The following is a 13,099-nucleotide window of genomic DNA, read 5'->3' on the forward strand; positions in this document are numbered from 1 at the left end:
TGGGAGAATCGAATGCAGACCAGTCGTGTAATTCATAGCGTCAGCTGCCATGCCGAGGGCGAGGTCGGGGACGTCATCGTCGGTGGCGTGGCGCCGCCGCCTGGCGACACGCTATGGGAGCAGTCGCGCTGGATCGCGCGCGACCAGACGCTGCGTCATTTCATGCTCAACGAGCCTCGTGGCGGCGTCTTCCGGCACGTGAATCTGCTGGTACCGCCCAAGGATCCGCGGGCGCAGATGGGCTGGATCATCATGGAGCCGGAAGACACGCCACCGATGTCCGGTTCCAATAGCCTGTGTGTCGCAACCGTGCTGCTTGAAACCGGCATTCTGCCGATGCAGGAGCCGGAAACGCAGCTGGTGCTGGAAGCGCCGGGCGGGGTGATCGAGATCGTAGCGCGTTGCGAGAATGGTCGGGTGCTGGATGTCACCGTGCGTAACCTGCCGGCTTTCGTCGACCGGCGAAACCTGCAGCTCGAAGTGGCTGGACTCGGGACGCTGCGCGTCGACACCGCATTCGGCGGCGACAGCTTCGTGATCGTCGATGCCGAGGACCTTGGCTTTCGACTGGTGCCAGACGAGGCGCGAGAGCTGGTCGAAGCCGGCATTCGCATCACCAACGCGGTCAACGAGCAGTTTGGCTTCCATCATCCCGCCAACCCAGAGTGGCAGCACGTCTCGTTCTGCCAGATCGCCGCCCCGCTGACGCGGGAGGGCGATGCCTGGCTGGGGCGCAATACGGTGGCAATTCAGCCCGGCAAGCTCGATCGTTCGCCTACCGGCACCGGGTGTTCGGCGCGCATGGCACTGCTGCATGCTCAGGGCAGGCTCGGCTTGAACGAGACCTTCATCGGCGAATCGATCATCGACTCGCGCTTTGTCTGTCGACTAGACGGTATGTCTCGCGTTGGCGACAAGGAGGCGGTGACGCCGTTGATCCGTGGACGGGCGTTTATCACCGGCACCCATCAGCACACTCTGGATCCGCATGATCCGTGGCCGACCGGTTACCGTCTCGCCGATACCTGGCCGCGCATCGGCCGCTGAAGGCCGTGTCGGTGATCGATCAGGAGGTCACGGGGTCGGAATGACGGCCAGGCCTGATCTGTGGGCGCTCAGCCATGATGCGACCCAAACGCTCCAGTGCCAGCTCGAGTCGCTCCACCAACCCTTCCAGCAGTACGCGGCGATCGGCGGGCACGTCGCCGTGGGCAGCTATCGCCTCGTCCAGGCGCTGGCCCGCCTCGCGAATCCCCTGCGGCTGACGGCCGTTAGCGCTCTCCTCGAAGCCGCTGGCCAGCGCGCGCAGCAACTGGCGATGGGCACGTCGAATGAGCGGGTGTGGGGCATCGTCGAGACGATCGCGCAAACGTAGCGTCGCCGTACCCAAGTCCAGCCCCGTCAGGCCAAGAATGAATAGATGGCGCTGATCCTCCGGCAGCATGTCGTCGTGCTGGGCCAGCTGCAGTATGCGATCCGCCATATGGCCGCTGAATCGGGTTTCGGCATCGCGTATCGAACGTCGCCGCAAGTGATGAATGTCTCTCGAAATGGCGTTGATCAAACGGCGTCGGCGTAACCGCGTGCCCAGCCCCGGCAGTAGCCGGAAGCCCATCGCCACGCAGGTCAAGCCAATGATCACGGCGACCGCGCGGTTGGCGAAGCTGTCGAATGAGAAGTCCATGTTGTTGCCGGGCATGGTCAACAGGATGTTGAAGATCGTGAAGGCCAGACAATAACCCATCGTTGCCGGATTGGTGGCCCCCATCAAGCCCAGGAACAGCGGCGTGCCGAACAGCATCGCCAGCATCGGGAAACCATGGGCTTGAGACAGCAGCACGTGGCCGAAGAGGAAGGCGCTGGGGATGGCCGCGAGCATGCCCTTGTAGAACATCATGGTGATCGCGACCGGGTTGTCGCGGCTGGCAAAGAATGACGAGAAAAGCGTGCCCAGCAGCATAGCGACCATGGCGCTGCTCCAGGCGGTGAGAATCCAGAAGGTGGCCAATGTACCGAAGACGAGCCCCGAGCGAAGCGCATTGATACCCGCGGCAAGGTGATCGCGGTGCCAGGCCAGGGAGGCCGAGCGTAGCTTGTGGGTGCCGGGTGAGGCAATTGCTTCACGGGCATCCAGCATCACCATGGCGTGGCCGATCGATTCGCGTAGCCCCAGGCGCGCACGCCGGTCCAGCGGTGCCATGCCGTCTTCGTCGCTCTCGTGCACGAGGTGGCGAAGGTCTTGAAGTTCCTGGCGCGCCTTGGGAACCCCCTTGACGTGCTCCGCCTCGCGAAAGCCCTGGGCGACCTGACGCGCAATGTCGATGCTGCGAGGATCCAGTTTATCGGCATGATCATGCAGCATCTGATGCAACGCCTGAAGATTGGCCAGAAAACGCAGTGTGCGTCGAGTCAGGACGTGAGTCGCGCGGATACGGCCCGGCCCTTCCGGCCCCTCGAAGCGCGCCGCCTGGCTATCCGTCTCCAGCATCGTCAACGGGACGAGGCTGCCTCTCAGCGCCTTTTGCATGGCGGGAATATCGTCGCTGGCTTCGAGGCGCAGCGCGGCATTCTCGAATGCTTCGTTGATGACCATGTCGGCCTGGTCGGAAAGGTGCTTGCCGACCCGAGAAGGCCACAGCAGCGAGCTGACCAGGGTGGCGCAGATGGCGCCGAGACCCAGTTCCGACAGGCGTGCCACCGCGATGTCGAAGATCCCACCCGGCGTGCTGCCGTTGGAAATCACCACGATCAGCATGGCGGTGACCGCGGCCATCAAGCAGCCGTAGGTGTAGTTGTTGCGCCATAGCGAGCCGACATAGGTACACAACATGATCCAGAGTGTCAGCGTGATCAGCGCCGGCACTCGCGCCTGGGCGAATAGCGCCATGATAATGATGCCCGCCGTCGCCCCAATGAGTGTGCCGCTGATCTGGCAGATGCCCTTCTCGATGACCATTCCACTCATCGGCCGGATCTGCAGGAAGGCGGCCGAGATCAATGCCCAGTAAGGACGGTCGAGGTTGAACCACAGTGCCAGATAGAGCGCGATCATCATCGCCAAGGTGGTCTTGATGGCAAACTTGACGGCCGTCGCGTCGGGCATCAGGTAGGTCTTGACGAGCGGTGGCATGTGACTCACCGCGCGGCGTCGGTGGCATCGGCAGGCTGCTGGGCCTGCTCGGTCGGTCGTCGATCGCCAGGGGCATTTTCAGGTTTGGTCGTGCTCACGGGCCTCGCCGCTCGGCCGTCGGAGTGATCTCCGTCCGCTGTTTCGATTCTTACCGTTGCTGTCATGCCGGCGCTGAGCAGTGTTTCTTTCGGGACTTCGTCCAGAGTGATCCGTACCGGGATCCGCTGCGCCAGCCGCACCCAGTTGAACGTGGGCTGGACCTGCGGCAGCAACTGATTGTTGAGACTGGTGTTGGCGTCCGCGATGCCCCGGCCGATACCGGCGACATGGCCGCGCAGATGCGTGTCGCCATTCATCAGGGTGACCGCGGCCGGATCGCCGATCCGGATCGACGGCATCTTGGTCTCTTCGAAGTAGCCCATGACGTAATAGGAGTTCGACTGCACCAGCGCCATTACCGAGGTGCCGCGAGTCACGTAGTTGCCGGCGGCGAGCTGCAAATTGAGCACATGACCGCTGACTGGCGCCACGACCTGAGTGCGCTCCAGGTCGAGCTTGGCGCTGGCCAGATCGGCCTGGGCCTGTTTGAGATTGGCCGCGGCGACACGGCTGTTGATCTGTGCGATCTGCCGATCCTCGGCACTGATCGACCGGGTGCTCAACTGGCTGCGGCGCTTGGCTTCGGTCTGGCGCAGCTGCAAGGTGGCTTCACGGTTCTCCACCGTCGCCTGTGCCTGTTCCAGAGCCGCCTGATAGCGGGCGTCGTCAATCTCGAACAGCGTATCGCCCTTGGCGACGAGATCGGTATCGTGGACGTTCAAGGTGCGGACCCATCCCGACACGTCCGGCGCAATGGTGACGACCTCCGCGCGCACGCGTGCGTCCCGTGTCCAGGGGGTGAAGAGGTAGTAGTTCCACAGCCAGAAGCCGGCGGCGACGGCGATCGCGACGACGACGAGGGTCAGGAGGATACGTAGCGAATTGCGCATCAAGTACTCTCGAACAGGACGGAAAACAGAAAGGTGATGCCGGCAGTGAATAGCACGAACAGCGAGACGTCGAACCAGGCTTCATACCACAGCGCGCGCTGACCGATCATCCAGTGCAACAGCGAACGCACGACGATAGTGGCGATGAACCCGAAAATCGCATAAAGCAGCAGTGGGCTGAAAAAGATTCCGCCAACGGCGATTTCCTGTAGACCCATACGTATCCTGTTGGCAGTGAGGTGATTCGATAAGCGGTCAATGTTAGCACGCTATTTATTTTATTGTCAGATGCCTGTCACTTCAAAAGAGTGCAGCCTAGTCTAGCTGGAAACCGGAATATCGGCGCACCATCCGGGCGCTTCCTGCCGTCCTGAGAGCTGGCCGTTTTGGGGCAGATCCAGCCGAGTGGCATTCCCGTTCGGACCGCCGCCAGCATCTCAAGCCTCATCGACAGCCGGGGCCACGAGTTCGGGCGGCGCTTCAAAGGCTATCTGACAGCAGCGATTGCGGCCCTCCGCCTTGGCCTGATAGAGCGCGCGGTCCGCTCGCGTCATCAGGCTCTTGAGGCTGTCCCCCTCGTGGCGCTGACTCAGGCCGATACTCAAGGTCATCGACAGCGTCACGGCATCGTTCACTCTCAGCGGTGTATCGGCGATGGCGGCGCGTAGTCGTTCGGCAACGAGACCCGCGGCCTCGCATGACCTACCCGGCAGCACGACGGCGAACTCCTCTCCGCCGATACGACCCAGCAGGGCGTCGTCCCGTATCAGGCCGCCGAGTTGCTGGGCCAAGGCTCGCAGCGCCTGGTCGCCCACCGGATGACCATACTCGTCGTTGATCTGCTTGAAATGGTCGATGTCAATCAGCAGCACGCTCAAGGATGCTCTTCGGTCTCGTCGCAGCTGCTTGACGGCGGCGCGCAGTAACGCCCGTCGATTATAGAGGCCCGTCAAGGCGTCGGTAGCGGCCAATTGTTGGAGCTTGTGCTCCATCGCTTTGCGATGCGTGATGTCGAGACACCAGATCAGCCATGCGGATTGTGCGTGGATACGTAACGGCCTCGCGGTCAGCAGGGCCCAATAAGGTGAGGTCGGGCAAAGTCGCGCTTCTACCTGGTGAAGCGTTTCCCCGCGCTTCAGTCGTTCGGTGATAAGCCGGTAATCGTCCTGGTTCTCGAACAGGGTCTCGAGATGGAAGTCTTCGGCGCGTCGGGTGCCTGTCTGGGCCAGCAGGTTGTCGCTCACGTAGAACACCCGGCGCTGATCGGCACTGAGTAGAGTGACGTCGCTCGGTGTCGAATCGAGAATCGTCCGCAGCAAGGCTTCACGTTCATGGAGCAGCACTGTGCGACTTTGAACGCGTCGTTCGAGAGAGTTGTTGAGCATCTGGAGCTCTCTGGCAAGGCGTCGAGAACGACGTTGCGAGCTCAGGATGCGCAAGGCCAGGATGAGGCAGCCGCAGGCCATCAATATCAATGTGCCGGTCAACCAGTGGAACGTCAGCTGCAGTGATTGCCGCTCGCTGTCGAGCTGTGCCGCGACCGCGATGTTGGAGATCACGATCAGGTCGTGTGCTGGGCGCAATTGCCTTGGCAAGACGGTCAGCATGTCCGAAGCGACGCGCCTGGCGCCTGCGTCATCCCGCCAATCCAATTTCTGCATCCAGTTCGCGCTAAGTGAGTCGAGGCGCTCGATCGTGGCTCTTGCCTCCGGCCTGGGGACCGGCAAATAGTCGAAGACGCGGGTGTGGCGGAAGGGGTCGAGCGTATTACGCATGACACCCAGGCGCATCATCAGTGCGGTAGCGCCTTCCTGTCCTTCCTCGACGGCACTGGCGGTGGCGAGTAGGCGCTGAATCTCCGAGCGTAACTGATAGCCTTGCCACACCTCGGTATGCAGCCCGGGCGAGGCGTAGTCATCGCCTTTGTCGGAGATCAACTTGAGGCCGGCAAGCGCGGAGACGATCATCGCGGTGGCGAGTGCGATCAGCAAAATGATCGGCCAGCGCCGACTCGTGCCGCCCTCGTTCGTTTCCTGCTCGGTCACTGTAGCTGGAGCTCGCTCAGTTGCCATACGGTTCGGCTGTAGTATGTGCGCTCATGGAGCTCGGGGTACTCGGAGTAGGGGTACATGACCACCAGCGGCCCATAGCCGTCGACCGAGAGATAGCGGCCATTGCGGCGGTAGGCGACCACGGGATCATATTGCTCCAGATCCGAACGGGGAATGACATCGCTATAGTCGTCGAGGCCCACGGCGCGCATTCTGTCGGGTAGCACGATCGCTCGGCTTTCCAGCAACACTTTCATCGAGACCCCCGACCAGCGAGCTTCAGGATCCGCGGTGTCGGGGATCGAGCCCGCGATCTCGCGCTTGGGTAACCCCTCGAGATCCGATAACGTCAATATCGCCAATACTTGCCCATGGGGATCAACGATCCTGAGCAGCGCCATATCCTCGGGATAGGGCGGTTCATCGGCCAATGCCGATAAAGGAGACAGCGCGATCACTAACCCAACGATGAGTTGTCGCAACATGATGTCTATTCCCTGGCTTTTTCATGTTATCGGCGAAACGGCGGTTTTCTGGACATCCGCATTATCGAGTCCAGCGTCGAGTGTCAGGCGTTAGAATCTTCCACCAGCACGCGTGAAAACTTGACGATCTCGTTGCGGCGATCGTCCCACCCCAGATGCTGCCAGAAACGATGAGCGTCGTGATTAGTCGCCAGTGTATCGAGATGCACCTTCTCGATACCCGCTTCCAGCAACGCCACCAGGCAATGATCGACCATGGTCCGCGCGAGACCCAGGTGGCGGTAGTCCGGATCGACCATGACGTGTTGTAGATAGCCGCGCCGGCCATCATGGCCGGCCATGGCACAGCCCACGATACCTTCGCCATCGGCTGGGCGTGCCACGAAGCTCAACCCCGGGTTTCGCTCAAGATAGCGCTGCGTGGCGGCGTAGCCATCGGCGGTTCTGAGGACTACACCCGGCGTGCGCCGCATCATCGCGGCGAAATCCGCATGATCGCCGGGGGTCATCGGCAGAATATCGGGTATCTTTTGGAGACTCATTAGACAGGACTCGGCTTGCGTTGACGGCGGAAGCGAATATTGATGACGGCCAGCCCGGCAATGACCATGACGCCACCCGCAACCTTGTTGAAGCCCAGCGGGTCGCCGAGCAGCCAGACGCCGAGGATGACGGCGAAGACCGGCATCAGCAAAGTCAGTGGCACCACCCGGCTGACGGGATGCTTCTGGAGCAGTCGATACCATAGCCCGTAGGCCGCGATCGATGACATCAGGGCGGTGTAGATCACGGCACCCCAGCCGGCCCAGCCAGCCTGGTGAATTGCCTGCCACTGATCATCCTCGAATAGCCAGCTGCCCAGCGAGACCAACGGAATCGCGAACATCGATATCCAGCCGGTCATCGTCAGCGGCGGAATGGGGGGCGCAAGCTTGATGATCATGGTCGACACGGCCCAGAAAAAGGCGCTGGCGAGCAATAGGGCGGTGGAGGCCGGTGGCGGCAACGACGGGCCGCCGGCCAGCACGACGACCCCGCCAAAAGCGAGGATCAAGCCGACGATCCGGCGCGAGCCAAGTTTTTCCTTGAGAAATATCGCTGCCAGCAGGGTCGCGAACGGCGTTCCCATCTGCACCAGAAGGGCACCGGTACCGGCTTCCGATTGCTGAAGCCCCAGAAACAGCAGCGGGAAGTGCAGCCCGCCGAAGGTGACGGCCAACAGCAGAATCCAGGGAAGCTGCCGGCGTGAAATCCGCGTAAACGGCACCACCAGAACCGCGACCAGCATGAAACGAAGGACCGTCACCAGCAGTGGCGGCAGGTCTTCGATCCCGACTTTGATCACGATGATATTGAAGGCCCAGATGGCAATGATGCCGAGGCCGATCAGTAAATCCTTTAAGGGCACGCGAGATACTCGTTGTGGGAAAGCGTCGTTCAGGGCGTCGCCGAATGTCACCAATAGCCCATTGTCTCAGCGCCTCGGACGAGAGCAAGATTATTTTGAGTTGGCGTTACGGATCGTCGCCCCAAGGCAGAGCGAGAAGCGATAGCGATGGCACGCTATCTCGGCATTCCTTCTGGCAACGAATGCGCTACCATGCGTCAAAACATCGCCATAACCTTGCCGACCTCAAAACCGTTGTCATTCGAGAGCCCAGGACATGCTCAAAGGGATCCTCTTCTGCGCCTGTTTTCTCTTTGCCCAGCTGTTTCTGCTTTTCCATATCGATCAACGGCACGGACATAATGAATCCGTCTGGCGGCAGGTGGCGATGGCGCAGAACGTCCAACGCCCGCGTGAAACCGATGAAGAGAACCAGACTTGACGATCCGAACAGTTGGCAGGCGACGATGAACACGTTGGCGAAAGCGGTGATCCAAGGCACGTTGCTGCTGTCGATATTGCTGACGATGTCAGCTTGGGCAGAAATACCGGTACGTCAGGCGCTGATTCTCGACGACGGCCAGCAACAGCATGAGCTTCATGTCGAAATCGCACGGACGGCAGCGCAACGTGCCCGGGGGCTGATGGAGCGCGACGCGCTACCTGCCGAGGCGGGCATGCTGTTTGTCTACGATAGCGAACAGTCGGGAAGCAACGCGTACTGGATGTACAAGACACGGATTCCGCTGGATATCGCCTTCATCGATAGCCAGGGCGTCATTCGCTCGCTCAGAACGATGTCGCCTTGCCGCTCGACGTCCTCCCGGGAATGCCCGGTATATCCGGCGGGCGCGCCGTTCCGGGCGGCGCTGGAGACGAATGCCGGTTATTTTGCCGCCCACGACATCGCCGTGGGCGACCGCATCGAGCTCGCGCCCTGGCTGGAGGCGCCCTGAAAGGCATTCGTTTCACGCATGAGACATGCCGATAACGTCTTCTTGGCCGTCGGAAAAGAGAGCCGTATTGATGAACCGGGGCCGGGCAGCGGTAATGAAAGGCCTACCGATGGCGCCATTCCAGGTGTAGAGAGAATGCGACGCCGCTGGCGGAGGTTTTGTCAGTTCAGAACACGCTATATGATGGCGCGCCGTCGGGTTAAGCTATCTTGCGACACCTGTGTTGCAATGGATAAGTCTACGGGCACGGTGCGATGTAAATCACACCCTGATGCACGCCGGTCAGCCTGTTGTCTTCGCGGTCGGACAGCCGATCAACACAATAATTGGGAAAATTCGAGGTATGCGCATGAAACGCCACGCATTAACCGCAGCCGTACTTTCTACTGCCCTGATGGGCGTCGCATCGGTCTCGACGCCGGCCATGGCGCAGGATCAGCAATACATCACCATTGGTACCGGCGGTCAGACCGGCGTCTACTACGTCGTCGGCCAGTCCGTTTGCCGAATGGTCAACCGCAGTGCCGAAGAGAGCGGTATTCGCTGTAATGCCCCGTCGACCGGTGGTTCCGTGGCCAACATCAACGGTATCAAGTCCGGTGAACTGAACATGGGCGTCGCGCAGTCGGACGTTCAGTTCAATGCGTACAACGGCGAGGCGCAGTTCGACCAGCCGATGGAGAACCTGCGCTCGGTGTTCTCGTTGCATGGCGAACCGCTCACTATTCTGGCACGTGAAGACGCCAATATTCACTCCGTGCAGGATCTGAAGGGCAAGCGGGTCAATATCGGTAATCCGGGCTCGGGCCAGCGTGCCACCATGGAAGTGCTGATGGATGCCGAGGGTTGGGACACCAGCGTGTTCTCGCTGGCTTCCGAGCTGGGCGCGGCCGAGATGGCTTCTGCACTGGCCGACAACAACATCGATGCGATGGCTTATGTCGTGGGCCACCCTAACGGTGCCATTCAGGAAGCGACCACGACCGTCGCGTCCAACCTGGTACCGTTGAATGACGATGTGGTCAAAGGGCTGGTCGACAAGTTCCCCTACTACAGCATGGCTACCATCCCCGGCGGCATGTACGAGGGTAACCCGGACGACGTCGAAACATTCGGTGTTCGCGCCACCTTCGTCACCTCTGCCGACGTCGACGATGAAATCGTCTATCAGACCGTCAAGGCCGTGTTCGACAATTTCGATCGTTTCAAGCGCCTGCACCCCGCCTTCGCCAACCTGACGCCGGAAGACATGATCAGTGAAGGGCTGTCCGCACCGCTGCATGAAGGTGCCAAGCGTTACTATAAAGAGCAGGGCTGGCTGTAATCGCTCACAGCGGCATTCTGCCTAGAATGCGTTGACTCTCTGGCGCGGTGGTTGGTGACAACCGCCGCGCCGTTGGATCGAGTCCCCGCGACGCCTGGCGTCGCATCGAATCAAGCGCGAAATGATGTCGTTTCGATATCCTTTCGCCTATCGGCTGCCAAGTCAGGATCTGCTCATGACCGACAACAAGACTTCCGGCCCCGATCAGGCCAAGCTGGACGAACTGGCTGCGACCGATACCGGTGGTCGCAAGCTGACCGGAACACCGAACCGCATCCTGCTGAGTGTGGCGGCAATCTGGTCACTGTTTCAGCTCTGGATCGCCTCGCCGTTACCTTTCATGGTCGGGTTCGGCGTTTTCAGCGCCACCGAGGCGCGCTCCATCCATCTTGCATTTGCCGTCTTTCTTGCCTTCATGGCCTATCCGGCTTTCAAGGGCTCTCCGCGCGAACGTCTGCCGATCCTCGACTGGGTCATGGCGATCGTGGCGGCGTTTTGCGCCTCCTATCTCTATTTTTTCTACGCGCAGCTGTCACAGCGCCCCGGCGCCCCGATCCTGCAGGATGTGATTGTCGGCGTCATCGGGATCGTGCTGCTGCTCGAAGCGACGCGTCGCGCGCTCGGCCCGCCGCTGATGATCATTGCCTTGATCTTTCTGATCTACTCCCTCGCCGGGCCCTACATGCCAGGCATTCTGGCTCACCGCGGGGTGAGCTTCTACGGACTGGTCAATCACCAGTGGCTGACCACGCAGGGTGTCTTCGGGATCGCGCTGGGAGTGTCCACCAGTTTCGTGTTCCTGTTCGTGCTGTTCGGTGCGCTGCTCGACAAGGCCGGAGCGGGCAACTACTTCATCAAGGTCGCGTTTTCTCTGCTGGGCCACTATCGCGGTGGTCCGGCCAAGGCGGCGGTGGTGGCGTCCGGTCTGACCGGCTTGATCTCCGGCTCTTCGATTGCCAATACCGTGACCACCGGTACTTTCACCATTCCGATGATGAAACGTGTCGGTTTCAGTGCCACCAAGGCCGGCGCGGTGGAAGTGTCCTCTTCCGTCAACGGGCAGATCATGCCGCCCGTCATGGGGGCTGCGGCGTTCCTGATGGTCGAGTATGTGGGCATCTCCTATCTCGAGGTAATCAAGCACGCCTTTCTACCGGCGGTAATTTCCTATATCGCACTGCTCTACATCGTTCATCTGGAGGCGATGAAAGCCGGCATGAAAGGCCTGCAGAGCAGCAATCCGGTTCGTCCCTGGATGCGCAAGATTCTGGGATTCCTGACCGGGTTGGTCGGTTTGATGCTCGTATCCGCCGTCGTCTACTACGGCCTCGGCTGGCTTCAGCCGGCGTTGGGCGAGGCGGCCCCGTGGGTGATTGCTCTGATGCTGGCCGCCGTCTACGTCGGTTTGATCAAGCTGGGCTCGAACTATCCGCCGCTGGAAATCGACGATCCCAATTCTGAAATCACCACGCTGCCGCGGACCAAGCCCACCGTGATGGTGGGGCTGCACTACATTCTGCCGGTTGTCGTGCTGGTATGGTGTCTAATGGTGGAGCGTCTGTCGCCCGGCCTGTCGGCGTTCTGGGCCACCGCCTTCATGATTTTCATCATTCTGACGCAGCGGCCGATCGACGCCTTCTTCCGTGGTCAGAGCGACCTGGCCAATGACATCAAGCTCGGTGGTAAGGACCTGTTGGAAGGTCTGATCGATGGCGCTCGCAACATGATTGGCATCGGTATTGCCACGGCCACCGCGGGGATCATCGTGGGCGCGGTAGCGCAGACCGGCGTCGGCCTGGTGCTGGCGGATCTGGTCGAAACGCTGTCGATGGGCAATCTGCTGCTGATGCTGCTGCTGACGGGCGTGCTCAGCCTGATCCTGGGCATGGGTTTGCCGACAACCGCCAACTACATCGTGGTGTCGGCACTGCTGGCCCCGGTCATCGTCCAATTGGGCGAGCAGAATGGCCTGATCGTGCCGCTGATCGCCGTTCACCTGTTCGTGTTCTACTTCGGCATCATGGCCGACGTGACACCGCCGGTGGGGCTGGCGTCGTTTGCGGCGGCGGCGATTTCCGGTGCGGATCCGATCCGTACCGGCTTTCAGGCGTTCTACTACAGTCTACGTACCGCGGCGTTGCCCTTCCTGTTCATCTTCAATACCGACCTGTTGCTGATCAACGTCGATTGGCTCCACGGTGTCATCATCTTCATCGTGGCGACGGCGGCGATGCTGATCTTCGCGGCCGCGACGCAGGGTTTCATGCTGGTGAAGAGTCGCTGGTATGAGAGTCTGCTGCTGTTGTTGATCGCTTTCACGCTGTTCCGCCCCGGTTTCTGGATGGACATGGTCGATGCACCCTACGAAGAGGTGCCGCCGGCGCAGTTCGAACAGGCACTGGGTGAGATCGGGCCTGAAGGCCATCTGATGACGCGTATCGACGGACTCGATGCTTACGGCGCGCCGACCAGTTTCGTGGTCCAGGTGCCGGCGACCGAAGGCGATACCGGTGCCGAGCGGCTACAAAGCCTGGGTCTGCATCTGATGCAGGAAGACGGCAAGGTGCTGGTCGACATGACCGATTTCGATAGTCAGGCAGAAAAGCTGGGCTTCGACTTCGATCAGCAGATCGTGTCGGTGCGCATCCCCACGTCTCAGATGCCGAAAGAGCTGATGTGGATTCCGGCACTGATCCTGTTCGGATTGGTCGTCTTGCTCCAGCGGCGCCGGCGTGAACCAAAAGCCAGCAAGCCGGAACAGGTCGCGGCCGCCTGAC

At 60.9% G+C, this 13,099-nt stretch carries 11 protein-coding genes; 4 read left to right on the plus strand and 7 right to left on the minus strand.

Annotation, left to right across the window (positions count from 1 at the left end):
- The first annotated feature begins 12 nt into the window (after positions 1-12).
- Entirely contained in the window at positions 13-1,047 is a 1,035-nt protein-coding gene (locus DOM27_RS06440) for a trans-3-hydroxy-L-proline dehydratase (RefSeq protein WP_110655248.1), read from the plus strand.
- A gap of 19 nt (positions 1,048-1,066) precedes the next feature.
- Here the strand turns inward: DOM27_RS06440 and DOM27_RS06445 are convergent, their stop codons facing one another.
- From DOM27_RS06445 to DOM27_RS06475, 7 genes are all read right to left on the minus strand, one after another.
- A complete protein-coding gene (locus DOM27_RS06445) occupies positions 1,067-3,130 on the minus strand; it encodes an FUSC family protein (protein WP_110655249.1) in 2,064 nt (687 codons plus the stop codon).
- A gap of 5 nt (positions 3,131-3,135) precedes the next feature.
- On the minus strand, positions 3,136-4,119 hold the full coding sequence (locus DOM27_RS06450; RefSeq protein WP_110655250.1) for an efflux RND transporter periplasmic adaptor subunit: 984 nt from the start codon (positions 4,117-4,119) through the stop codon (positions 3,136-3,138).
- The gene (locus DOM27_RS06455; protein WP_110655251.1) at positions 4,119-4,337 is read right to left on the minus strand and encodes a DUF1656 domain-containing protein; all 219 of its coding nucleotides are present in this window, start codon (positions 4,335-4,337) and stop codon (positions 4,119-4,121) included. Before DOM27_RS06455 ends, DOM27_RS06450 begins: the two co-directional genes overlap by 1 nt.
- A gap of 219 nt (positions 4,338-4,556) precedes the next feature.
- The gene (locus tag DOM27_RS06460; protein ID WP_157956726.1) at positions 4,557-6,164 is read right to left on the minus strand and encodes a GGDEF domain-containing protein; all 1,608 of its coding nucleotides are present in this window, start codon (positions 6,162-6,164) and stop codon (positions 4,557-4,559) included.
- Positions 6,161-6,655: a putative pterin-binding protein gene (locus tag DOM27_RS06465; protein ID WP_110655253.1), complete on the minus strand. Its 495-nt coding sequence runs from the start codon at positions 6,653-6,655 to the stop codon at positions 6,161-6,163. The genes DOM27_RS06460 and DOM27_RS06465 overlap by 4 nt, the downstream gene beginning before the upstream one ends.
- An 83-nt stretch (positions 6,656-6,738) precedes the next feature.
- Entirely contained in the window at positions 6,739-7,197 is a 459-nt protein-coding gene (locus tag DOM27_RS06470; protein ID WP_223162300.1) for a GNAT family N-acetyltransferase, read from the minus strand.
- Positions 7,197-8,063 carry a DMT family transporter gene (locus tag DOM27_RS06475; protein WP_110655254.1) on the minus strand — a complete coding sequence of 289 codons (867 nt, stop codon included), beginning with the start codon at positions 8,061-8,063 and terminating at the stop codon, positions 7,197-7,199. Before DOM27_RS06475 ends, DOM27_RS06470 begins: the two co-directional genes overlap by 1 nt.
- Positions 8,064-8,464: 401 nt before the next feature.
- Here DOM27_RS06475 and DOM27_RS06480 point away from each other — a divergent pair, with 401 nt between their 5' ends.
- The 3 genes from DOM27_RS06480 (at position 8,465) to DOM27_RS06490 (ending at position 13,098) form a co-directional block, all read left to right on the plus strand.
- Positions 8,465-8,998, plus strand: a complete 534-nt coding sequence (locus DOM27_RS06480) for a DUF192 domain-containing protein (RefSeq protein WP_245392621.1) — start codon at positions 8,465-8,467, stop codon at positions 8,996-8,998.
- Positions 8,999-9,347: 349 nt separating this feature from the next.
- Positions 9,348-10,322, plus strand: a complete 975-nt coding sequence (locus tag DOM27_RS06485; protein ID WP_110655256.1) for a TAXI family TRAP transporter solute-binding subunit — start codon at positions 9,348-9,350, stop codon at positions 10,320-10,322.
- A 175-nt stretch (positions 10,323-10,497) separates the two neighbouring features.
- Positions 10,498-13,098: a TRAP transporter permease gene (locus DOM27_RS06490; protein WP_110656362.1), complete on the plus strand. Its 2,601-nt coding sequence runs from the start codon at positions 10,498-10,500 to the stop codon at positions 13,096-13,098.
- Position 13,099 lies beyond the last annotated feature (1 nt).

This window comes from Salinicola halimionae (assembly GCF_003206065.1).
Taxonomy (GTDB): Bacteria; Pseudomonadota; Gammaproteobacteria; order Pseudomonadales; family Halomonadaceae; genus Salinicola; species Salinicola halimionae.